Consider the following 21,688-nt stretch of genomic DNA (forward strand, 5'->3'; position numbering starts at 1 on the left):
CAATGCCTGGCTGGAAAGACGCCAGGGTCAGAGGCCGGATCGTTTTCTGTCGCGGCTGGAATGGCGCAGGAGCGCGCCGGCCCCAGCCAGCCCGATGGCGTGCGGGGATACGAAGGAGACCGGTTCCGAAATGGCGAGTCGTGCGGGAATCGCACTTGAGGAAGCTGCAACGGCAAGAGACATGCACCGGCATGGGTACATGGCGACTTCGCGACGAAGAACCGGAGGGTTCTCGGGGGCTGGACGAAGCTTCATTTATCTCCTCCTGCGATACATAGGTTGCCGTGACACTTCCGTTCTCTTGATGCGAGGCAGAAATAAGGCGGTTCTATGTAGCGGCCTGGGCTCTTGTTGTTTTCAGCGACTCTAAGTCCCTGGGCGAAGGGCCTTAAACCCATAGTTGTTCACGTTCAAGCAACCTCCGGGTCACCTATCCAGAGGGGCCAGTGCAGCCGCGTAGGGTGGATAGCGCTTTTCTATCCACCAGCAAGACCACGCAGGGCTTCGACGGTGGAAATCCCTTTCGGGATTTCCACCCTTGTCGCGCGTCGATGCGTCAGCACTTGATGCGCTTCATCTCCGGGTCATGGAAGGCACGGACGCTGGCCTCGACCTTGTAGCGCTTGCACGCCACCTCGATTTCGTACTCGCCCTCCTTCACCCAATCCAGGGTCGCTCCAGCCTCGTTGCACAGGTAACCCATCGCGACGTTGCCGCCGATGCTGTGGCCGTACATGCCGGAGGTGGTGCGCCCGACGATCACACCATTCCGATAGATCGGCTCTTCGTGATAGCTGGTGCCTTCCGGATCGAGGAACTTGAACAGCACCATGCGGCGCTTGACACCCTGCTCCTTCTGCCTGAGCAAGGCTTCCTTGCCAATGAACCCGCCCGGCTTGTTGAAGTCGGAGGCGAAAGCAAGGCCGGCTTCCAGCGGGGTGTCTTCCTCCATTACGTCATGGCCGAAGTGGCGATAGCCCTTCTCGATGCGTAGCGAGTTCAGCGCGTGATAGCCGCAGAGCTTGAGGTTGAAGGCCTTGCCGGCTTCGACAATGCGGTCGAACACATCCGGAGCGAATTCGGTAGGGATGTAGATCTCCCAGCCCAGTTCGCCAACGTAGGTGATGCGCGATGCACGTACCTTGGCGTAACCGAGTTCGATCTCCCGCGAGGTCGCAAAGGGGAAGCCTTCATTGGACAGGTCATCCTCGGTCATGCCCTGCAGCAGGGCACGAGCGTTGGGGCCCATGATGCTGATGACGGCCATCGACGACGTCACGTCGGTGATCACCACATTGGCGTCCGCAGGTGTATTGCGCTGAAGCCAGTTGAGGTCGCGGGTCTGGGTGGTCGGCCCGGTCACCACAAGGAAGGAATCTGCAGCAAGGCGGGTCACGGTAAGGTCTGCCTCGATGCCGCCGCGCTCGTTGAGCCACTGGGTGTAGACGATCCGGCCCGGAGCCACATCGATGTTGTTGCTGCAGATGCGGTTGAGGACCGGCATGGCATCGCGGCCCTGCACCAGGATCTTGGCGAACGAGCTCTGGTCGAACAGGCCTACGTTCTCGCGAACGGCGCGGTGTTCAGCAGCGGACCAATCGAACCAGTTCTGCTTGCCCCAGCTGTAGCGGTATTCGGGTTTTACACCTTCAGGGGCGAAGAAGTTCGCCCGCTCCCAGCCGGAGACTTCACCGTAGCAGGCGTTCGACTTGACCAGGCGATCGTGCAGGATGCTCTTGCGTGCATTGCGTGCCGTCTCGAACTGGCGGAATGGCCAGTGCATGGCGTAGAGCAGGCCGAGGCCTTCGGTGGTGCGGTCGTAGAGGTACTTCGACGTGCCCTGGAACGGCATGTTGCGGCGGATGTCCACGTCCCACAGGTCCATCGGGGCATGGCCCTTGGCAATCCATTCGGCCAGCACCTTGCCGGCGCCGCCGGCAGACTGGATACCGATGGAGTTGAAGCCCGCAGCGACAAAGTAGTTGCGCAGCTCCGGCGCCTCGCCGAGGTGATAACGGTCGTCCGGGGTGAAGCTTTCCGGGCCATTGAAGAACACCTGCAGACCCGTGCGCTCCAGTGCCGGTACACGGCGGATGGCCGCCTCCAGGTACGGCTCCAGGTGATCCATGTCCGGCGGCAGATCGTCAAAGCTGAAGCTCTCCGGAATGCCTTCGTGGCCCCAGGGTTTGGCGTTGGGCTCGAAGGTACCGATCAGCAGCTTGCCCGCATCAGTCTTGAAGTAGTTGCAGTAGTCCAGGTCACGCAGCGTGGGCAGGACCGACGTCAGCTCCGACATCGGTTCGGTGACCACGTAGTAGTGCTCGGCGGCGTGCAGCGGAATGTTCACGCCCGCCTTCTTGCCGAAGTTGCGTGCCCACATGCCTGCGCAGTTGACCACGAACTCCGCATCAATATCGCCGAACTCGGTGACCACCCCGGCGGCCTTGCCATCCTTGATCTTGATGTCGAGAACCTTGGTGTTCTCGATGATGCGTGCGCCGCCCATGCGTGCACCCTTGGCCAGCGCCTGGGACACGTCGACCGGGTTGACGACGCCGTCCAGCGGCAGGTACACGCCACCCACGATGTCCTCGATGTTCAGCAGCGGCCACAGCTCGCGGGCCTGCTCCGGGTTCACCACCTCGCAGGGGAAACCGCAGAGCTTGGCCATGGAGGCACCTCGCTTGAGCTCGGTGAAACGCTCAGCATGAGTAGCAACACTCAATGAACCATTGCGGACAAAGCCGGTGGCCTGACCGGTCTCTGCTTCCAGCGACTCATACAGGCCTGCGCTGTACTTGGCGAGCATGCTCATGTTGTAGGTGGCCCGCAGGGTCGGCACCAGGCCGGCGGCGTGCCAGGTGGTGCCGCAGGTGAGCGTCTTGCGCTCCAGCAGGACCACATCCTTGATACCGAGTTTGGTCAGGTGGTAAGCGACACTGCAGCCGATGACGCCACCGCCGACGATGACCACACGAGCCGAGCTAGGGACGGAATTGTTCATGGTAAGACTCCAATGCGTGACGAGGCGGCGCGCATCGGGCGCCGTCCCGTCGCGGTTTCGTTGTTTTAGAAGACGACTGTCTTGTTGCCGTAGACCAGCACGCGGTCTTCGAGGTGATTGCGCAGACCGCGCGCGAGCACGGTCTTCTCCACGTCCTTGCCCAGCCGCACCAGGTCGTCGACGTTCTGCTGGTGACTCACGCGCACCACGTCCTGATCGATGATCGGGCCTTCGTCCAGGTCCTCGGTGACGTAGTGGCAGGTGGCACCGATGAGCTTCACCCCGCGACGGGACGCCTGGTGGTAAGGCTTGGCCCCGATGAAGGACGGCAGGAAGCTGTGATGGATGTTGATCACCCTGTGCCGGTACTTCTCGCAGAGGTTCTGCGGAAGGATCTGCATGTATCGGGCGAGTACGATGCAGTCAGCCTTGTACTCGTCGATCAGTGCCTCGGTCTGCGCGAAACCCGGCGCCTTGTTGTCCTTGTCCACCGGGACATGGTGGAACGGGATGCCGTACCACTCGGCAAGTCCGCGAAGATCTTCATGGTTGGAGATGACGCAAGCGATGTCGCAACTGATGTCGCCACTCTTCCAGCGATCCAGCAGGTCGGTCATGCAATGCGAGCCCTTGCTGCACATCAGCACCACGCGCTTCTTCTGCGCGCTGTCGACCAGGCGCCAGTTCATCTGCAGTTCTTCGGCCAGCGGAGCGAGCTTGCGTTCGAGCACGTCGTAATCGAACGGCAGGGTATCGGCGCGGACCACGATGCGACTGAAGAAGCGACGGCTCTCTTCGTCGGAATGGTGCGACGCTTCTTCGATCCAGCCACCGTGGCTGGTGAAAGCGCCGGAAATGCGGGTGACGATCCCGACCTGGTCCGGGCAATCGAAAGCAAGGCAATAAGTGCGTTTCACGGTATCGCTCCAGAAGTCAGGACAGTTCGGCTTCGAGAACCGGCAAGGCCTCGAACAGGTCGGCGACCAGGCCGTAGTCGGCGACCCGGAAAATCGGCGCCTCCTCGTCCTTGTTGATCGCCACGATGATTTTCGAATCCTTCATACCGGCCAGGTGCTGGATGGCACCGGAGATACCGACGGCGATGTACAGCTCCGGCGCGACGATCTTGCCGGTCTGACCGACCTGCATATCGTTGGCAACGAAGCCGGCATCGACTGCGGCGCGAGACGCACCAACCGCCGCGCCAAGGTTGTCCGCGACCTTTTCCAGCAAGGCGAAGTTGTCACCACTGCCCATGCCGCGGCCGCCGGAAATGACGATCTTCGCGGTGGTGAGGTCGACACGCTCGGAGACCTTCAGCTCCGAACTCAACAGGGACGACAACCCCTTGTCGCTGACGCTGTGCAACCGCTCGATGGGGGCCGCGTCCGCGCCCTGCCCTGCCGCTGCGAAGGCCGTGGTCCGGACGCTGATCACCTTCACCGCGTCCTGGCTTTGCACCGTGACCAGTGCATTGCCGGCATAGATCGGGCGTACGAAGGCGTCAGTCGAGACAACCTCGATCACATCGGAGATCTGGGCGACATCGAGGAGTGCCGCAACGCGCGGCAGAAGGTTCTTGCCGGCAGCGGTGGCCGGTGCAAAGACATGCTCATAGCCTTCCGCACGAGCAAGCTCCACCACCAGCGGCGCGACGTTCTCCGCCAGTTGCGCCCCGTAGGGCGCCGCATCCGCCAGCTTCACCAGGCCCACACCTTTGACGCGAGCGACCTGTTCTGCAACGGCGCCACACTCAAGGCCTGCCACCAGCACGTCCACGCGACCGCCCAGTTTGCTGGCCGCCTCCATTGCGTTCAGCGTGGAAGGTTTCAGGGCGCGGTTGTCGTGTTCCGCAATAATCAGCACGGTCATCAGATCACCCCCGCTTCGCTTTTCAGTTTCGCCACCAGCTCCTGCACGCTGGCCACGCGTTTGCCAGCCTGCCGCTCGGGCGGCGCGCTGACCTTCAGCACCTTGAGGCGCGGGGTCACGTCGACGCCGAGCGACTCGACGGCGACGGTGTCCAGGGGTTTCTTCTTGGCCTTCATGATGTTGGGCAGCGAGGCGTAGCGCGGCTCGTTCAGACGCAGGTCGGCGGTAATCACTGCCGGTAGCGCCAGGCTCAGCGTCTCCAGTCCGCCATCGACTTCGCGGGTGACGTTCACGTGCGGGCCGGCCAATTCGATCTTCGAAGCGAAGGCGCCCTGGGCGCTGCCAAGCAGTGCAGCGAGCATCTGGCCGGTCTGGTTGTTGTCGCCGTCGATGGACTGCTTGCCCAGCAGCACCAGGCCAGCCTCTTCCTGGCGCACGATCGCCTGCAGCACCTTGGCCACGGCCAGCGGTTCAAGCCCCTCTTCCGCCTTCACCAGCACAGCGCGGTTCGCGCCCATGGCCAGCGCCGTGCGCAATTGCTCCTGGCACGCCTCGGTACCTACGGAAACCGCCACCACCTCGGTGGCCTGACCGGCTTCCTTAAGGCGCACCGCTGCCTCGACCGCAATCTCGCAGAACGGATTGATCGCCATCTTCACATTGCCGAGTTCGACGCCGGTGTTGTCTGACTTGACCCTCACCTTGACGTTGGCATCGACGACGCGCTTTACCGCCACTACTACCTTCATCGTCACCTCCACACAGGAAAGAAGCGGCCGCTCGGGCGACGGCCCGGGACTCGCATGCTCTGGAGGCGATGCTAGGAACCTTGCTGGCCAGCTACAAACGATGAATAAATGGGATATTGATAAGCGCTACTTATTCGTGCGGGAAGGATTGGCGCGTGGGTTTGGGCCTGGGAAGTCTATCGATCGCCGCCGATGGGTATCGCAGACTGGACCCAGCCTACGGCGCTGCCTGGCGAACGAGTTCGCGTTCCAGGCGTACAGAGAAAAAAGGCAGCCGTGACCCGTCCGAGTATCACGGCTGCCAAGAGGGTAAGACTGGGCGCTACAGCGACGGCGGAGCGATTCCTTCGATGGCGCAGGCGGCCACCAGGGTGTTGCGCATCAGGCACGCGACCGTCATTGGGCCGACACCCCCTGGAACGGGTGTGATCGCTCCGGCTACAGCACTCACAGCCTCGGTATCGGCATCCCCCACCAGGGCAGAGCTGCCGTCCTCGCGGATTATCCGGTTGATCCCGACATCGATGACCACCGCACCGGGCTTGATGCTTTCCGGGCCGATCATATTCGGACGCCCGATGGCCAGCACCAGGATATCCGCCTGGCGGCACTCGTCCTCCAGGTTGCGCGACCGGGAGTGAAGGACGGTCACGGTGCAGTTCTGCTGGAGCAGCAGGTTGGCCATGGGTTTGCCGACGATGTTCGAGCGCCCGACGACGACAGCCTTCAGCCCGCTCAGATCGCCGAGGTGATGCTTCAGCATCATCAGGCACCCCAATGGCGTGCAGGGGACCAGGCTGGCGGTGCCCAGTCCCAACTGGCCGACATTGATGGGGTGGAAGCCATCGACGTCCTTGGCTGGATCGATGGCCGCAATGACGGCGACCTCATCGATGTGAGCCGGAAGCGGAAGCTGCACGAGAATGCCATGTACATGCCGGTCCTCGTTCAGTCTCTCGATCAGCGCAAGCAGCTCGGTCTGGGAGGTCGAGGCCGGCAGCAGGAAGGGAAACGACTCGATGCCCGTATCCATGGCCTTGTTCATCTTGGTGCGGACATATACCTGGCTGGCGGGGTCGTCCCCCACCAGTACCACGGCGAGGCCGGGCGCCTTGCCAACCAGCTCGCGAAACTCCCGGGCCTTGACCACGATCCGTTCACGCAAGCCTTCGGCGAAAGCCTTGCCATCGATCACCACTGCCCTTTCCGCCTGCTGCGCGGCGGGACTCTGCATGACACTCATACCTCATTCCTCTGCAATTGCTTGAAATTCCTGCGGCACGGATCGGGTCCTGAGCCTGGTTGGCCCGCCTCCCGCTGGAACGCGTCCGGGAGGCCTTTCGAGTGGGTTCGACGGCTGTTCAGCGACGACCTGGGGCGATCCTAAATGGCTTGAATGCCTCGCGCAAACGATGTAAAAGCGCCACATTGATAAGTCATGCTTATGCGTGGAATCCATGGCCCTGACCAATCTGCAACTCAACTGGCTGCGCACCTTCGAAGTGGTGGGGCGTCACCTGAGCTTTTCCAGCGCGGCGATCGAGCTGAACATGAGCCAGTCCGCCGTCAGCCAGCAGATCAAGCTGCTGGAGCACAAGCTCGGCAAGAGCCTGTTCCAGCGGCAGACCCGCTCCATCCAGCTGACCGTCGCCGGACGCGCCTACCTGGGCGTGGTGCAGGAAGGCCTGAAGCACATGGAGCAAGGGATGAGCAGCATCTTCAGCTCGGTTGCCCAGGGTGTGCTGGAGCTGAGCGTGAACAACACCTTCGCCCAACTCTGGCTTGCGCCTCGCATGGAGCGTTTCGCCACGCTCTACCCGCAGGTGTCCATCCGCATGTATGGCGTCAACTGGGAAGCGGATGCGCCTCCCAGCAGCGCCGAACTGGAAATTCGCTATGGGGGTGGCAACTGGGTGGGCATGGACTCGCTCAAGCTGCTGTCGCAGGAGCTACGCCCCTACTGCTCACTGAACATGGCCAACCGTCTGCGCGATGCCGGCGGGCTGCTCAGCCTGCCGCTGATCGATGTACTGGGCACACCCAATGGCTGGAGCGACTGGCTGGCTCAATACCCGCAAGGCGAGCCGGAACAGCTCCAGCGCTTCTACGTGGACAGCTACTCCATCGCCGCCAACATGGCCGTGGAAAATGTCGGCGTCTGCCTGCTGAACGATGAACTGGTGCAGGGCTCCCGCCTGCGTGAATTCCTGGTATCGCCCCTGGACCAGCGGATTGATTGCCAGGCCAGCTACTACCTCCTCAAGAAGCGCGACAAACCGCTCTCCGGCGCCGCCCAGGCCTTCAACGACTGGCTCGCCAGCGAACTGAAATAATCTCGCGACACCAAGGGTTCATACCGATGGCAACCTCCAAGATGCACTTCACCGGCCAAGTCAGCGACTTCGACCTTCGCCTTTTGAGGGTCTTCAAGACGGTAGTGGAGTCCGGCGGCTTCACGGCTGCGGAAGTCGAGCTGAATGTCAGTCGATCGGCGATCAGTTCGAGCATGTCGGACCTCGAGCAACGCCTCGGCTTCAAGCTGTGCCACAGGGGACGCACCGGTTTCTCGCTGACCGACGCCGGTCGGCAAGTCTACGACAACACCCTGCAGTTGCTCGGCTCGCTTGATACCTTCCGCAGCCAGGTCAACGCCATTCACTCCTCGCTCAAGGGCGAGCTGAGCATCGGCATCACCGACAACCTGATCACCATGCGCCGCATGCGTATCGTGAACTCCCTGCAGAGTCTCAAGCGCCAGGCACCGGACGTCACCATCAACATCCGCATGCTGCCGCCCAACGAAATCGAGAAAGGTGTGCTCAACGGACAGTTCCACATCGGCATGGTCCCCCGGCTGCGCCCTTCTCCCGGCCTGGACTATTTCCCGATGTACGACGAGGAGTCAGGGCTGTACTGCGGCGAGCATCATCCCCTGTTCGGGATTTCCGATGAGGACCTCACCCCCGAGACCATCCTTGAGCACGATGCCGTAGCCCCGGCCTACGCGCAGCCGGAGAACATTCAGCAGATCTACCAACGCCACAAGATTGCGGCCACTGTGAGCGACCGCGAAGGGGTCGCCTTCCTGCTGATGACCGGCTGTTTCATCGGTTTCCTGCCGACCCACTACGCCGAGAGCTGGGTGCGTGAAAATACCTTCCGCCGCCTGCGTCCCCAGGATTTCGGCTACACGACGCAGTACACCGCCATTACCCGCAGCGGCAATCGCAGCAACCTCGTGCTGAACAGTTATCTGGAAGCCCTGCGCGGTACCGAGTGACTCCTCCCCGGCCGATCCGACGGCCAGCCAGGGGCAGCCGCAGCTGCCCCTCACCTTCCGCTACACGACATCAGCCCCACTTCGCTTTCGTGAACGTCTGCCTGCTGCAATGCGCAACCGGCAGATCAACTCAACATGAAGAGATATGGATTTAACCGCCGCCGGGCCAATGTGAGGCTAAGCCCATGGCAGTTGCCTGCTTGCCAGGGTGCGCTTGGGCTAATCGCCTGCGTCTGCGGTTTCCATGACCGAGGGCTGTAGCTCGCTTGGATACCGTGCATCGCCGACCGCAACTTCCGGACCGGAAAACTGGATCGCCTGTCCAGGCGGTCGGTGAAGCCCAGCCCTGTCAATCGACCCACGATCTCTAGAACAACAGGAGTCTCATATGAGCGCTATCCAGCATCTGATCAATGGCGAGTATGTCGCCGATGCCAGCCGCACCACCGACGTGTTCAACCCGTCCACCGGCGAGGCCATCCACCAGTTGGGCCTGGCCAGCCGCGCCACCGTGCAGCAGGCCATCGACGCCGCCAAGGCCGCCTTCCCGGCCTGGCGCAACACCCCGCCGGCCAAGCGCGCCCAGGTGCTGTTCCGCTTCAAGCAGCTGCTGGAAGCCAATGAGCAACGCATCGCCCAACTGATCAGCGAAGAGCACGGCAAGACCCTGGAAGACGCCGCCGGTGAACTCAAGCGCGGCATCGAGAACGTCGAGTACGCCTGCGCCGCCCCGGAAATCCTCAAGGGCGAATACAGCCGCAACGTTGGCCCGAACATCGACGCCTGGAGCGACTTCCAGCCGCTGGGCGTGGTCGCCGGCATCACCCCGTTCAACTTCCCGGCCATGGTGCCGCTGTGGATGTACCCGCTGGCCATCGCCTGCGGCAACACCTTCATCTTGAAGCCCTCCGAGCGCGACCCGAGCTCCACCCTGTTCATCGCCGAACTGTTCCACCAGGCCGGCCTGCCCAAGGGCGTGCTGAACGTGGTCAACGGCGATAAGGAAGCGGTGGACGCGCTGATCGAAGCGCCGGAAGTCAAAGCCATCAGCTTCGTCGGCTCGACCCCGATCGCCGAGTACATCTACACCGAAGGCGCCAAGCGCGGTAAGCGCGTGCAGGCCCTGGGCGGCGCGAAGAACCACGCCGTGCTGATGCCGGATGCCGATCTCGACAACGCCGTCAGCGCGCTGATGGGTGCCGCCTACGGCTCCTGCGGCGAGCGCTGCATGGCGATTTCCGTCGCCGTGTGCGTGGGCGACCAGATCGCCGACGCCCTGGTGGACAAGCTCGTGCCGCAGATCAAGGGCCTGAAGATCGGTGCCGGCACCCACTGCGGCCTGGACATGGGCCCGCTGGTCACCGCCGCCGCCCGCGACAAGGTGGTCGGCTACATCGACGACGGCGTGGCCGCCGGTGCCGCGCTGGTGGTGGACGGCCGCGGCTACCGCGTCGCCGGCCATGAGGACGGCTACTTCGTCGGCGGCACCCTGTTCGACCACGTCACCGCCGACATGCGCATCTACCAGGAAGAAATCTTCGGTCCGGTACTCTGCATCGTCCGCGTCGGCAGCCTGGAAGAGGCCATGCAGCTGATCAACGACCACGAGTACGGCAACGGCACCTGCATCTTCACCCGCGACGGCGAAGCCGCGCGCCTGTTCTGCGACGAGATCGAAGTGGGCATGGTCGGCGTCAACGTGCCGCTGCCGGTGCCGGTCAGCTACCACAGCTTCGGCGGCTGGAAGCGCTCGCTGTTCGGCGACCTGCACGCCTACGGCCCGGATGGCGTGCGCTTCTATACCCGCAAGAAGGCCATCACCCAGCGCTGGCCCAAGCGTGCCAGCCACGAAGCCGCCCAGTTCGCCTTCCCCAGCAACGGTTGAGGCCGACGAACGAGGCATGGTCGATGCCGACCATGCCTCTTGATCGCCACGGACAACAAAGTACCAAGAACAATTACAGAGCCTTATCGATGTCCAAAGTCATACTCGCCTCGCAACTGCCGAACCAAGGCAAGGCCTCGCTTGCTCCCGGGCTGCAGCAGCGCCACGTCACCATGCTTTCCATCGCCGGCGTAATTGGCGCCGGCCTCTTCATCGGCTCGGGGCACGCCATCGCCGCAGCCGGCCCCGCTGTCCTGCTGGCCTACCTGATCGCCGGCACCCTGGTAGTGCTGGTTATGCGGATGCTCGGGGAAATGGCGGTTGCCTCTCCCGACACCGGTTCCTTCTCCACCTATGCCGACCGGGCCATTGGCCGTTGGGCAGGCTTCACCATCGGCTGGTTGTACTGGTGGTTCTGGGTGCTGGTGATTCCACTGGAGGCCATCGCGGCGGCGGCCATTCTTCACGCCTGGCTTCCGGTCGTGGATACCTGGATCTTCGCCCTGGCGGTGACCTTCGTACTCACCGCCACCAACCTGTTCAGCGTGGCCCGCTACGGCGAGTTCGAGTTCTGGTTCGCCCTGCTGAAGATCCTGGCGATCATCGCGTTCATCATCCTGGGCGCGGTGGCCATCGCCGGCGGACTGCCGGATCGCGAAGTCAGCGGCATCGGTACGCTGATCGCCAGCAATGGCGGCTTTGCGCCCAACGGTTATTCCACCGTAATAGGCGCCCTGCTGACCACCATGTTCAGCTTCATCGGCGCGGAGGTGGTCACAATCGCCGCATCGGAATCCAAGGACCCGGCCCGGCAAATCACCCGTGCGACCAACTCGGTGGTCTGGCGAATCAGCCTCTTCTACCTGGTGTCGATCTTCGTCGTGGTATCCATCGTACCGTGGAATGACCCGCGTCTGCCGGAGGTCGGCTCCTTCCAGCGAGCTCTGGAGCTGATGGACATTCCTTACGCCAAGATGATTGTCGATGTGGTGGTGCTGATCGCCGTGGCGAGCTGCCTCAACTCGGCGATCTATACCTCGTCGCGAATGGTCTTTTCCCTGGCCGACCGGGGGGATGCCCCCGCCCTGCTCAAGCGCACCAGCAGCAGCCAGGTACCGCGCGCGGCGGTGCTGGCCAGCACTGCGGTCGGCTTCCTCACCACCATCGTCAACTACTTCGCCCCGGAGAACGTGTTCGCCTTCCTGCTCGCCTCCTCCGGCGCAGTTGCCTTGCTGGTGTACTTGGTGATCGCCGTTGCCCAGCTGCGCATGCGCAAGCAACTACTGGCCAGCGGCAAGCCCATCCAGTTCCGCATGTGGCTGTATCCGTGGCTGACCTGGGCGGTCATCCTGTTCATCGGCGGCGCCTTTACCAGCATGCTGTTCCTGCCTGCACATCGCCACGAAGTGCTCGCCACAGCGCTGCTCACGGTGCTCATCGTTTGCCTTGGGCTGCTGAACGCCCGGCGCAAGCCCCGTGAAAAGCAAGGTTACGCGGGACGCGCAGCGTCAGCCTGACCTTTGCCAATGCAGGAAAGCGCGCCCCATCCGGGAAATCCGGCTGGGGCGCGCTGCCAATCAGTTCATCAGGACTTGCCTTGCCGGCCACATTTCTGCCCCAAGGATCACAAGAAACAGGTGCAAGCATGTCGCTCGTGCTCGTTAAGGCGCTCCGGTTCAGCCGATGTCGGCACGGCTATAGATGTCGAAACTTTCCTCGATCCGCCCCTCAACCGCCTTTTCCAGCCGATGCGAGATACGCCAGCCGTCGATTGCACTGTACTGATAGTCGACGTCGTAATAGCCAGAGGCAGTACGCCGTCCGGAATGCGCTTTCCCAGGTTGGATTACGCCCATCCATTGAAAGTGGATGCGGCTGCAAGCACGATCGCCATCTACGATGATCTTTGGCAAATGCATGAAGTGCAGCCCGCTGTAGACCGCGCTAACGTCCTCGCAAAAGCGGCGCAACTCGGCGTGCCCTCGATAAATCGCCTGTGGTTGGTGCCCGACAGCCGCCATGTCGAATACACCGTCAGGAGTAAAGAGCCTTGCCCAGGCCTCAGCATCGGCGCTGTCCCAACTGCGGGCGTATTCTGCTTCAAGCTGTATCAACGCGAGCCTTGCTTCGACGGCTTCCAGCCTTGTGACCAGCCTATCGAGATGACTTGCTTCCATCAGGCGTCTCCCATCAGCTTTCTGAGTCGATTGTCCGACGGGCCACATTGCGACGTCCTGTGCGCCCAGGCATCGTTCGTTTGAACTAGGTCGCATGCGCTCAAGTGAGGACGTCTTGCCTCTTACGTTGACGTGGTGTCAGGCCATCCTTCGATGGGGCATGCCTTATCCCGGCATGCCCCCTTCACCAAGCTGGAAATCAACTCAGGCGACCTGTATGGCCTTGAGGTCGGCCAGGATCTCCGTGGCGCAGCGTTGGCCAGTCTCGACCGCGCCGTTGAGGTAGCCCTGGGACTCAATCGAGGTGTGCTCGCCGCAAAAGTGGCAGTTGTCCTGTCGAGTGCCTTCATAGCCGACAAAGGCCGTGTAGTTACCTGGCGCGTAGTAGCCGTATGCACCCTTGGTCCAACGGTAGCCTGGCCAGTAGTTGAGGATAGCGCGGCCATTCCACTCGTTAGTGATGCCCGGCAGCACTCGCTCCAGTTGGCCAAGGAACTGCGCCGCCTTAATGTCCAGCGAGGCATTTTTCATCGCTACCGCAGTCGCGCCGCCTGTGAAGTTGTTCAGTATGCCTTCGCTGCCCGTCTGGCCGCGGGTGACTTCCCAGGTGTCCTGATAACCGGTGTCCGAGTAGCTCGAGCCATTGCTGTTCTGCTGACGCCAGATGCGCTGGCGGAACTGCAGCTGGAACTTGCTGCTGTTGCCCATTGGCATGCTGTGGATCGCCAAGAGCTTGCGCGCATCGAAGCCCGCCGCGGAAAAGTCGACGCTGCTGCGCAGGATGCTGAATGGAATGGCCATCACCACCCGCTGGGCAATCACCTGTAGCGGACCCTTGCTGGTGTCGAAGTCGAGGCTGTAGCTGGCGTCCGGATTGAGGCTGATGCGCGTCAGCTCATGGCCAAGCTTGATCTGGCCGTCGCCGAGGCGGCTGGCCATGCCGCTGACCAATTGGTCGTTGCCGCCACGGATGTGATAGCGCTCATCGGACTCGCCGAACATTTCCAATTTTTGCTTGCTGGAGTAGCCAAGCAAATAGATCAGGTTGAGCGCGCTTTGCTCGCTGCACGCCGCGCCGTATTCGATCTCGTAGGCCACATCAAGCAAGCGGCCGAGGCGCGAGGTGATGCCGCCGGGTACGTAGCGGTCGATCCACTCGGTGATGCTCATCTTGTCCAGCACCAGACCGCGCGCGGTATAGCTGTTCCACAAGGTCGGGAAAGGCGCGGCCTTGACCTCGCTGGCGAGCTGTGCCTGGATCGTTTGGAAATCGGCAAAGGCCTCCTCTACGCTGTAGCGCTGGCCTTGGAAGAAGTAGATATCCTCGCCGCCTTGGGCCTTGTCGTAGGCCAACAGGTCATCCACCTGCAGGCCCAGCTCCTTGGCCAGCTTCAGGGTTTCCACGTGGTAGCCGTCGATCAGCTCGCCGCCGTTCTCGGCTATCTGCCCGGGGAAGGTGCTGCGGTTGCTGAAGCAACGCCCGCCCAGGCGGGTGGACGCCTCGAAGACGGTCGCGCTGACACCGTTTTTTTTCAACTCATAAGCGCAGCTCAAGCCAGCCAATCCCGCGCCGATCACCGCCACGCCAATACTGCCCGTGCCGCCACTCGGTGCCGCCTCGGAGAATTTTGGCAGGCCGGCGCTGGCCAGTACCACGCCGGCAATGCCGGCGGCCTTGAGCACCTCGCGGCGCGAACGCTGCAAGGCCATTGCCTGGTGGAAATCCGCAGTGTCCGGGGTGCTGCCGGCGAGGCGACTAAGCCCCTGCAAGCGGCTGAGCAAAGGTGTACGAGCCATCTATGAATCTCCGTTGTTATTGGTATAGGACTGCATAGAACAACTACGTTGGGGCGCGGCCGTAACGCATCGCGAGGTCATATCGGTGTGACGGTAGCCGGGCTACGCCGGACATTCGGGCCTTGCTCGATAACGCCGACTCCACCCCGCGGTATCGCGCCAGGTTGAGGAGTCAGAAGGCTAGATGCGCATAAAAAGGCCGGCAAATTCTAAATAGAGAAGGCTGCGTTCGAATAAATAGATAGCTGAGCCTCAGGGCGGGTTGTGCCCGCCCTCTCCCTCGCCGCCCGCCTCCACGGCCGCGACTCAGCCATCAGAGCCACGGCCAGGCGCTGCGCCAAATGGCTGCCGCGCAGCAGGTGCGACCTGATGTTTGCCATGGTCGGCAGCACCAAGCCACTCCGCCTGGTCAACTACCTGGGCGAGCACCTGGACCAGGCAACCCCGGCACCGCTTCGACGGCCAGACTCGGCTCGAACGGCCGTAGCTGCCCGGGAAAGACCCCGATGCTATCCACGTAGCGCAGCGCCGACTTGGCATCGCGCCACCCCACATAGTCCATCAGCGCCTTCTGGTCCCAGCCGCTGCGGGTGGCCCAGGTGGCGAAACCGCGACGCAAGGAGTGGCTGCTGTACAGTTCGGCCGGTAGCCCGGCGCCCTGCAACACCGCCCGCAGCAGCGGGATCACGCTGTGCGGGTGCAGCCCCTGCTCGCTCAGATGGCCCCAGCGATCAATGCCGCGGAACACTGGTCCGCGGGCGATGCCGGCGACGCTGATCCAGTCGCAGTAGGCTTGCACCGGACACAGCCGCGCCAGCGCTGGCGCGCGGTAGGTCTGGCCCTGGTTGTCGCGGTCACCCTTGCTCCAGGGCAGGAACAGCTGCATGCCCTCCCCCGGCCGCACCTGGATGTGCTCGACCTGCAGCCGGCACAGTTCATCACTGCGGAAGGCGCGCCAGAAACCGATCAGCAGCAACGCGCGATCACGCCAACAGCGCGATAGTCGAGGCAGATCCCCTTCGACCCGCGCCGTCGCCCCGACCTGCTCCAGCCAGGCCACGCACTGCTCCAACTCGCGCAACTGCAAGGGTTCGGCCTGCCGTTCCGGCCTCGGGTGCAGGGTGCGGATGCCCTTCAGCACCTGGCGCACCAGCGGGGTCTTGGTCGGATCGGGAAAGCCCTGGCTGACATGCCACTGCGCCAGGGCGGCCAGGCGCAGCTTCAGGGTGCTGCCGGCCAGGCTGCCGGCATGGTCGACCAGGTAGCGCACGATGGCATCGCTGGTCGCCGGCAGAAAGCCGCCCCAGCTCACCTCGAAGTGCTCGATCGCCTGCTGGTAGCTGCGCCGGGTGTTGGCCCGGGTGCCCGCCTGTAGGTAGCGCTCGATGTCCTGACTCACTGCCCCTCCCTTCCCCGACCTGGCGTACCGCGTTTTGAACGTAACCCGGCCGAAAAGCGGCCTCACCTTGGATAATTCGTGATTATCCAATCTTAATCCAGACGCAATCTGGCGAAAAGAATGCATCACCAATAGAATGTAAATACATAGTATGTATACCAGTACGAAATCGTAGGAGACCGACATGGCGCGTGGCGGTATCAACAAGGCGGTGGTGCAGAAAGCCCGTACCGCCCTCCTCGCCCGTGGCGAGCACCCGAGCATCGATGCGGTGCGGATCGAACTGGGCAATACCGGCTCGAAGACCACCATTCACCGTTATCTGAAGGAGCTGGAAGCCACGGAGTTAGCCCGTGGCAAGGCGCCGCTTGGCCTCAGCGAGCAGTTGGCCAACCTGGTGAACCAGTTGGCAGAGCAGATGCAGGAAGAAGCTCAGGCGTCCGTTGCTGAAGAGCGTGCGGCCTTGGCACGGGAGCGGCTCGAGCATCAGAGCCGCCTGCTGCAGGCTCAGGAGAACATTCGGCAGTTGGTGGTTCAGAACACTGACCTTGCTGAGCAACTCCAGGCCAGTCAGGAGGCGTTGCAGCAGGAACGGCTGCAGCGTCAAAACGCCGAAGTCGACAATGCTCGCTTGCTCCAGATGCAGGCGGATCAGGAATTGCGTATTGGCGAGCGCGACGAACAGATCCGCTTACTGGAAGGCAACCATCAACACGCCCGCGATGCCCTGGAACACTTCCGACAGGCCAGCAAGGAACAACGCGAGCAGGAGCAGCGCCGACACGAAGCGCAAGTCCAGCAGATGCAGATTGAACTGCGCACGCTGCAGCAGAGCCTGGTCGTCAGGCAGGACGAGATTACGCAGCTGCACCGTGACAATGCCCGCCTTCTTGCCGAAGCGCAGCAGCAGCGAAAGGAATGGATGACGCAGCAGAGACAACTGGAAGAAAGAGAACGCACCCTTGCGGACTCACAGCAGGTGCTCGTCCGCGCTGAGCAGGATAACGGCGTGTTGCAAGAGCGGTGCAATGCTCTACGAGCCGAGGCAAATCGCTTGGGCGAGAAGCTAACGGCTCAAGAACAGCACGTGCGGGGCCTCCTGGAACGCCTTGCCGAGGCAAACACGCAACTGAAGTCAGTCGGACATGTCCCGCCAAAGCATGAGGGCGAGGCAAGTCAGAGCTGATTCGGCGCTCGGGCAGCTCCTGAAGGTCGATGAATTGGCCTGCGTCCTGAGCGGGCTCCTGGCACGCTCAGACCACCTATCGCGGCGGGGCGATGTCGCCGCCCTGCTCCATGGCCGTCCGTTCCTGCAACAGCTTCTGGATGATGGCTTCCTGCTCTTCGTAATCGCCCTCGCCGATGTGCAGGTGACGGACTCGCCCATTGGCATCGATGAAGTAATGCGCCGGCCAGTACTGGTTGGTGAAGGCATTCCAGATGCGGTACTCGTTATCGACGGCCACCGGGTGCTTGACGCCCAAGCGCACGATCGCCTTGCGCACGTTGTCGATGATCCGTTCGAAGGGATACTCGGGCGTGTGCACACCGATCACCACCAGCCCCTGGTCGGCATAGCGCTCGGCCCACTGGTTCACGTACGGCAGGCTGTTCCGGCAGTTGATGCAGTCGTAGGTCCAGAAGTCCACCAACACCACCTTGCCGCGCAGGTCTGCTGCGCTATACGACGGGCCATTGAGCCACTGGGTGGCCCCGTCCAGCGACGGCATCGCGCCCAGGTCCGGGAGGCTTTCGATGCTGTCGGCGCGGGCGCTGCCCACCAGCTTCTCCAGCAGCGCCGGTACACCGTCGATGACCCTGCGCTCCAGGCCGGCCGCCAGGCGCGACGAGCCGGCACCGGCAAATTGGTCGGTGGTACCGCTACCGATGCCAACCACCGCCAGCAGGGCCAGGGCGCCGGCACCGCGACGCAACCATTCCACCGCCGGCAGCGACAGCCTTGCCCGTTGGAACACGCCGCGCCCGAGGAAGATCAGGGCACCCATTGCCACGGCGCTGCCGAGGCCGTAGCTGAGCAGCAGCAGGCTGGTGGAGGCACTCGGCCCATTGAGCATGGCGCCGGACAGGATCAGCCCCAGGATGGGACCGGCACAGGGTGCCCACAGCAGCCCGGCAGCGCAGCCCATCAACCAGGCCGACAACGCCGGCGAGAATCGGCGGGCATCACCGTGCAGCCGGTCGCCCAGCCAAAGCCAGGGGCGCGACAACCAGGTCCCGAAACGAGTGGAAAGCAGCGCTGCGGCAGACACGGCCATCAGCGTCAGGGCCAGGTAACGTCCCCATTGGCTGGCTTCGATCACCCATTCACTAGAGACGACCGCCAGGCTCGCCAGCGCGGCAAAGCCCGAAGCCAGGCCGGCCAGGGTCAGCAATGGCGACCAGGCAGGGCCGCCGGCACGTGAGAACAGCAACGGCAATACAGGGAGCACGCAAGGGCTGAACAGGGTCAGCACCCCGCCGAGAAAGGCGACAAGCAGCATAGGCACCTCGAAGGGGATGGGGTGGATGCGCCCGGCATCCGCGGTGTGCCCATTCCACCGGCGGGAGGTATCGATGATGTGTCCAGTGCCATCGGCCATTGCCACAGCAGGTATCGAAATCGGCCGCGGATACACGCTGATACTCGGCGCCGGGCGCCCTGCACTGCAATGGCCGGCGGGCACACTTCGCAGGGCCTGTACACAGGGATACACGAGGCCCCTCGGCGGACACATGCGAGACAAACCGCGTTGCCAGCATGCCAACACGAGCAGCGACGGCACCCGGTCGGCGCACTCATACCACAGGAACCCACCCATGATGCGCTCAGCCCTCTCCCCCTTGAATCACGCCCTCACCCGACTCGACCGCCTGGGCGCCTGGAGCGCCGACATCCCCCTGCGCCTGTTCCTCGCCTGGGAGTTCTACGAATCGGGCCTGGAGAAATGGAACGGCCAGAACTGGTTCGTGGACATCCAGTCGGCCTTCCCCTTCCCGTTCAACCTGCTCCCGCCCGACCTGAGCTGGCAGCTCTCGATGTGGGTCGAGTTGATCGCGCCGCTGCTCCTGTTGCTCGGGCTCGGCACCCGCCTGGCAACCCTGGCGCTGATGGTGCTGACCGTAGTCGCCATCGCCGCCGTGCATTGGCCGGCGCACTGGTCGAGCCTGGCGGAGCTGGCCCTGGGCTACTCCATCAGCGACAAGGGCTACGGCAACTACAAGCTGCCGTTGATCTACCTGGTGGCCGCCCTGCCCCTGCTGTTCAAGGGTGCCGGACGTCTCAGCCTGGATGCCCTGCTGTTCCGGAACAGAGCCTGACCTGGACTTGAAGCTGGCTTACACCCCTTTGGAGAATGCCCATGAACACTGCTTCCTTCCCCCATGGTGCAGGCCTCGGCTTGCGCCGCGCATTGCTGCCTGAACTGCTGGCGATGGATGCCGGCGCCGTGGACTTCCTGGAATGCACCCCGGACAACTGGATCAATGTCGGTGGCCGCTATGGTGACGGCCTGGCGCGCCTGGCCGAGCGTTTTCCGCTGGCCTGCCATGGGCTGTCGCTGTCCCTCGGTGGCCCGGCTCCCCTGGATCGCGAGCTGCTGCGGCGCACCCGGGAATTCCTCGACCGGCACAACGTGGCGTTCTTCAGCGAGCACCTGAGCTACTGCTCGGACGATGGCCAGCTCTACGATCTGCTGCCGCTGCCCTTTACCGACGAATCGGTGCGGCATGTCGCCTCGCGCATTCGCCAGGCACAGGACGCCCTGGGGCGACGCATTGCGGTGGAGAACATTTCCTACTACGCGGCGCCCTACCAGGCGCTTTCTGAGATCGACTTCCTCCGCGCGGTGCTGGAGGAGGCAGACTGCGACCTGCTGCTGGACGTCAACAACCTCTTCGTCAACTCGATCAATCACCGTTACAACGCCGCCGAGTACCTGTCGGCGCTGCCGGCTGAGCGGGTCGTGTACATGCATGTGGCCGGCCACTACGACGAAGCGCCGGACCTGAAGATCGACACCCATGGCGCCACGGTAAAGGATGATGTCTGGTCCCTGCTGGAACTGGCCTACCAGCGTTTCGGTGCGCTGCCGACCTTGCTGGAACGAGACTTCAACTTCCCGCCCCTCGCTGAACTGCTGACCGAGGTGGAGCAGGTTCGCCTACGCCAGCAGACTGCCATGGGCTGGCCGGAGGTGCGCCATGCATGAGGTATTGCGTGACCAGTTGATGAGCATGGCCCGCTATGTGCGCGACCCGCGGCACAACGCGCCGCCGCCCGGTATCGAGGCGCGGCGCCTGGCGGTGTACCGGCAATTGTTCTTCGGCAATGTGGAATCGCTGCTGTCAGGCGGCTTCCCGGTGCTTCGCGCCAGTCTCGGGCCGACGACGTGGCAGGCGCTGATCGAATCCTTCTACGCCGATTACCGTTGCCAGACGCCCTTGTTCACTGAAATTTCCGAGGAGTTCGTCAGCTTCCTCGAAGCCGGTGGCGGGGCAGCCCTGGATCTGCCGCCCTGGGTGGTGGAGCTGGCCCATTACGAGTGGGTGGAGGCGGCGCTGCTCCTGAGCGACAAGGAAGAACCCGCCCACGATCCAGAGGGCGACCTGCTCGAAGGGGTTCCACTGCTGTCGAACCTGGCCTGGCCGCTGGCCTACCAGTGGCCGGTCAGCGAGATCGCACCCGGCCAGCTCCCGCAGGAAGCGCCGCCACAGCCGACCTTGTTGCTGGCCCGGCGCGGGGCGGACCTGCAGGTGCATTTCTCGCGCATGGCGCCCCTGGCCCATGCGCTGCTCGTCTCGCTGCAAGAGCGGCGCTGCAGCGGCCGCCAGCACCTGGAGGCGCTGGCCGAGTCCATTGGTGTCGAAGGCGAGGCGATCCTGCCGCAGGGTCTGGCCCTGCTGCAAAACCTGCGCAGCCAAGGCGTCGTGCTTGGCACTCAGGTCGAGCCCGCCTGGTAATCCACCCCATCCCATTCATTAGGGTTGTGTTCCAGCTCAGCAAGATGGCGCGTGCCCGCTTGCACATCGTAGATGTGGAAGTTGTTCATCATCCGCCCATACAGGTGCAGGCTCACCGCGCGTTCTCTTTCGCTGGGAACGCCGGTGATATGGATGTGATCCGGGTTGGGCACGAAGCTTGTGACGGCACCGGGCGGCAAGAGAATGACGCCCCCGCGAACCAGCTCGATGCCCTCATCGCGAGTACGGTCCGTGGACAGGCATACGTAACTGCGTTCCTCCAGCACGCCCTCGACTATACCCACCACGCCCCAACTGCCATGGTCATGCACGGGTGTCCATTGCCCGGGCATCCACACCAGGGCGTATAGCGACAGGCCGTCATCCTCGGCACGAAAGATGAGGTTGCGCGAGTAGTGCCCAGGATCGCTGCGAAAATGCCTGGGCTCCAGAAATCCAGGTGCGGTGTCGATGAGCTCCATCATGAGCGGCGCCAGAGCCCCCACGCAGTCGCAGGGTTCTGACTGCATACGACTCAGCTCAGTGGCGCGATCGATGAATCTGTT

Annotated in this window: 18 protein-coding genes and 1 pseudogene; 9 read left to right on the plus strand and 10 right to left on the minus strand. The window is 63.1% G+C overall.

Annotated features, from left to right (window positions below):
• Nucleotides 1–556: 556 nt before the first annotated feature.
• The 5 genes from ACFW0H_RS00210 to folD all read right to left on the minus strand — a co-directional run bounded on the left by ACFW0H_RS00210 (nucleotide 557) and on the right by folD (nucleotide 6,868).
• Nucleotides 557–3,004, minus strand: coding sequence for a GcvT family protein (locus ACFW0H_RS00210; RefSeq protein ID WP_422911889.1), 2,448 nt, complete (start codon nucleotides 3,002–3,004; stop codon nucleotides 557–559).
• A gap of 65 nt (nucleotides 3,005–3,069) precedes the next feature.
• Nucleotides 3,070–3,921 (minus strand): formyltetrahydrofolate deformylase, encoded by an 852-nt coding sequence (purU, locus tag ACFW0H_RS00215; protein ID WP_422911890.1) that lies wholly within the window; start codon nucleotides 3,919–3,921, stop codon nucleotides 3,070–3,072.
• Between the two features lie 16 nt (nucleotides 3,922–3,937).
• Nucleotides 3,938–4,876, minus strand: a complete 939-nt coding sequence (locus ACFW0H_RS00220; RefSeq protein ID WP_422911891.1) for an electron transfer flavoprotein subunit alpha/FixB family protein — start codon at nucleotides 4,874–4,876, stop codon at nucleotides 3,938–3,940.
• Complete coding sequence (locus tag ACFW0H_RS00225; protein WP_422911892.1) at nucleotides 4,876–5,625, minus strand: electron transfer flavoprotein subunit beta/FixA family protein; 750 nt, start codon at nucleotides 5,623–5,625, stop codon at nucleotides 4,876–4,878. Before ACFW0H_RS00225 ends, ACFW0H_RS00220 begins: the two co-directional genes overlap by 1 nt.
• Before the next feature lie 322 nt (nucleotides 5,626–5,947).
• The gene (gene folD, locus ACFW0H_RS00230; protein ID WP_422911893.1) at nucleotides 5,948–6,868 is read right to left on the minus strand and encodes a bifunctional methylenetetrahydrofolate dehydrogenase/methenyltetrahydrofolate cyclohydrolase FolD; all 921 of its coding nucleotides are present in this window, start codon (nucleotides 6,866–6,868) and stop codon (nucleotides 5,948–5,950) included.
• A gap of 214 nt (nucleotides 6,869–7,082) precedes the next feature.
• Between folD and ACFW0H_RS00235 the strand changes: the two genes are divergently transcribed.
• The 4 genes from ACFW0H_RS00235 (at nucleotide 7,083) to gabP (ending at nucleotide 12,307) form a co-directional block, all read left to right on the plus strand.
• On the plus strand, nucleotides 7,083–7,958 hold the full coding sequence (locus ACFW0H_RS00235; protein ID WP_422911894.1) for a LysR family transcriptional regulator: 876 nt from the start codon (nucleotides 7,083–7,085) through the stop codon (nucleotides 7,956–7,958).
• A gap of 26 nt (nucleotides 7,959–7,984) precedes the next feature.
• The gene (locus ACFW0H_RS00240) at nucleotides 7,985–8,905 is read left to right on the plus strand and encodes a LysR family transcriptional regulator (protein ID WP_422911895.1); all 921 of its coding nucleotides are present in this window, start codon (nucleotides 7,985–7,987) and stop codon (nucleotides 8,903–8,905) included.
• Nucleotides 8,906–9,293: 388 nt separating this feature from the next.
• A complete protein-coding gene (locus ACFW0H_RS00245; protein WP_422911896.1) occupies nucleotides 9,294–10,790 on the plus strand; it encodes a CoA-acylating methylmalonate-semialdehyde dehydrogenase in 1,497 nt (498 codons plus the stop codon).
• A gap of 89 nt (nucleotides 10,791–10,879) precedes the next feature.
• The gene (gabP, locus tag ACFW0H_RS00250; protein WP_422911897.1) at nucleotides 10,880–12,307 is read left to right on the plus strand and encodes a GABA permease; all 1,428 of its coding nucleotides are present in this window, start codon (nucleotides 10,880–10,882) and stop codon (nucleotides 12,305–12,307) included.
• Between the two features lie 159 nt (nucleotides 12,308–12,466).
• On the opposite strand, the gene ACFW0H_RS00255 is transcribed toward gabP, so the two are convergent.
• Nucleotides 12,467–12,967: a nuclear transport factor 2 family protein gene (locus ACFW0H_RS00255; protein WP_422911898.1), complete on the minus strand. Its 501-nt coding sequence runs from the start codon at nucleotides 12,965–12,967 to the stop codon at nucleotides 12,467–12,469.
• Nucleotides 12,968–13,171: 204 nt separating this feature from the next.
• Nucleotides 13,172–14,764 carry a flavin monoamine oxidase family protein gene (locus ACFW0H_RS00260; RefSeq protein WP_422911899.1) on the minus strand — a complete coding sequence of 531 codons (1,593 nt, stop codon included), beginning with the start codon at nucleotides 14,762–14,764 and terminating at the stop codon, nucleotides 13,172–13,174.
• Nucleotides 14,765–15,028: 264 nt separating this feature from the next.
• Here ACFW0H_RS00260 and ACFW0H_RS30135 point away from each other — a divergent pair.
• Nucleotides 15,029–15,139, plus strand: a pseudogene (locus ACFW0H_RS30135) (DUF7740 domain-containing protein); the annotation flags it as partial.
• A 34-nt stretch (nucleotides 15,140–15,173) separates the two neighbouring features.
• On the opposite strand, the gene ACFW0H_RS00265 reads toward ACFW0H_RS30135, so the two are convergent.
• Nucleotides 15,174–16,163: a site-specific integrase gene (locus tag ACFW0H_RS00265; protein WP_422911900.1), complete on the minus strand. Its 990-nt coding sequence runs from the start codon at nucleotides 16,161–16,163 to the stop codon at nucleotides 15,174–15,176.
• Nucleotides 16,164–16,347: 184 nt separating this feature from the next.
• On the opposite strand from ACFW0H_RS00265, the gene ACFW0H_RS00270 reads away from it, so the two are divergent.
• A complete protein-coding gene (locus ACFW0H_RS00270; RefSeq protein WP_422911901.1) occupies nucleotides 16,348–17,349 on the plus strand; it encodes a DNA-binding protein in 1,002 nt (333 codons plus the stop codon).
• Between the two features lie 76 nt (nucleotides 17,350–17,425).
• Here ACFW0H_RS00270 and ACFW0H_RS00275 read toward each other — a convergent pair whose 3' ends face one another.
• Nucleotides 17,426–18,664: a cytochrome c biogenesis protein DipZ gene (locus tag ACFW0H_RS00275; protein ID WP_422911902.1), complete on the minus strand. Its 1,239-nt coding sequence runs from the start codon at nucleotides 18,662–18,664 to the stop codon at nucleotides 17,426–17,428.
• A 319-nt stretch (nucleotides 18,665–18,983) separates the two neighbouring features.
• Between ACFW0H_RS00275 and ACFW0H_RS00280 the strand changes: the two genes are divergently transcribed.
• The 3 genes from ACFW0H_RS00280 to ACFW0H_RS00290 are packed head-to-tail and all read left to right on the plus strand — an operon-like array spanning nucleotide 18,984 to nucleotide 21,122.
• Nucleotides 18,984–19,481, plus strand: coding sequence for an HvfX family Cu-binding RiPP maturation protein (locus ACFW0H_RS00280; RefSeq protein ID WP_459077279.1), 498 nt, complete (start codon nucleotides 18,984–18,986; stop codon nucleotides 19,479–19,481).
• Between the two features lie 41 nt (nucleotides 19,482–19,522).
• A complete protein-coding gene (locus ACFW0H_RS00285) occupies nucleotides 19,523–20,371 on the plus strand; it encodes an HvfB family MNIO-type RiPP peptide maturase (RefSeq protein ID WP_422911904.1) in 849 nt (282 codons plus the stop codon).
• Entirely contained in the window at nucleotides 20,364–21,122 is a 759-nt protein-coding gene (locus ACFW0H_RS00290; protein ID WP_422911905.1) for an HvfC family RiPP maturation protein, read from the plus strand. The genes ACFW0H_RS00285 and ACFW0H_RS00290 overlap by 8 nt, the downstream gene beginning before the upstream one ends.
• Here the strand turns inward: ACFW0H_RS00290 and ACFW0H_RS00295 are convergent.
• On the minus strand, nucleotides 21,101–21,607 hold the full coding sequence (locus ACFW0H_RS00295; protein ID WP_422911906.1) for a cysteine dioxygenase family protein: 507 nt from the start codon (nucleotides 21,605–21,607) through the stop codon (nucleotides 21,101–21,103). The two genes, ACFW0H_RS00290 and ACFW0H_RS00295, sit on opposite strands and share 22 nt — an antisense overlap.
• Nucleotides 21,608–21,688: the final 81 nt, after the last annotated feature.

Origin of the sequence: Metapseudomonas cellulosilytica, assembly GCF_049334135.1 — a bacterium.
GTDB lineage: Bacteria > Pseudomonadota > Gammaproteobacteria > Pseudomonadales > Pseudomonadaceae > Metapseudomonas.

Coding starts and splice junctions, on each gene's coding strand:
- ACFW0H_RS00210 (WP_422911889.1), bottom strand. CDS start 3,004: ATGAACAATTCCGTCCCTAGCTCGGCTCGTGTGGTCATCGTCGGCGGT.
- ACFW0H_RS00220 (WP_422911891.1), bottom strand. CDS start 4,876: ATGACCGTGCTGATTATTGCGGAACACGACAACCGCGCCCTGAAACCT.
- ACFW0H_RS00225 (WP_422911892.1), bottom strand. CDS start 5,625: ATGAAGGTAGTAGTGGCGGTAAAGCGCGTCGTCGATGCCAACGTCAAG.
- folD (WP_422911893.1), bottom strand. CDS start 6,868: ATGAGTGTCATGCAGAGTCCCGCCGCGCAGCAGGCGGAAAGGGCAGTG.
- ACFW0H_RS00235 (WP_422911894.1), top strand. CDS start 7,083: ATGGCCCTGACCAATCTGCAACTCAACTGGCTGCGCACCTTCGAAGTG.
- ACFW0H_RS00240 (WP_422911895.1), top strand. CDS start 7,985: ATGGCAACCTCCAAGATGCACTTCACCGGCCAAGTCAGCGACTTCGAC.
- ACFW0H_RS00245 (WP_422911896.1), top strand. CDS start 9,294: ATGAGCGCTATCCAGCATCTGATCAATGGCGAGTATGTCGCCGATGCC.
- gabP (WP_422911897.1), top strand. CDS start 10,880: ATGTCCAAAGTCATACTCGCCTCGCAACTGCCGAACCAAGGCAAGGCC.
- ACFW0H_RS00255 (WP_422911898.1), bottom strand. CDS start 12,967: ATGGAAGCAAGTCATCTCGATAGGCTGGTCACAAGGCTGGAAGCCGTC.
- ACFW0H_RS00260 (WP_422911899.1), bottom strand. CDS start 14,764: ATGGCTCGTACACCTTTGCTCAGCCGCTTGCAGGGGCTTAGTCGCCTC.
- ACFW0H_RS00270 (WP_422911901.1), top strand. CDS start 16,348: ATGGCGCGTGGCGGTATCAACAAGGCGGTGGTGCAGAAAGCCCGTACC.
- ACFW0H_RS00275 (WP_422911902.1), bottom strand. CDS start 18,664: ATGCTGCTTGTCGCCTTTCTCGGCGGGGTGCTGACCCTGTTCAGCCCT.
- ACFW0H_RS00280 (WP_459077279.1), top strand. CDS start 18,984: ATGCGCTCAGCCCTCTCCCCCTTGAATCACGCCCTCACCCGACTCGAC.
- ACFW0H_RS00285 (WP_422911904.1), top strand. CDS start 19,523: ATGAACACTGCTTCCTTCCCCCATGGTGCAGGCCTCGGCTTGCGCCGC.
- ACFW0H_RS00290 (WP_422911905.1), top strand. CDS start 20,364: ATGCATGAGGTATTGCGTGACCAGTTGATGAGCATGGCCCGCTATGTG.
- ACFW0H_RS00295 (WP_422911906.1), bottom strand. CDS start 21,607: ATGATGGAGCTCATCGACACCGCACCTGGATTTCTGGAGCCCAGGCAT.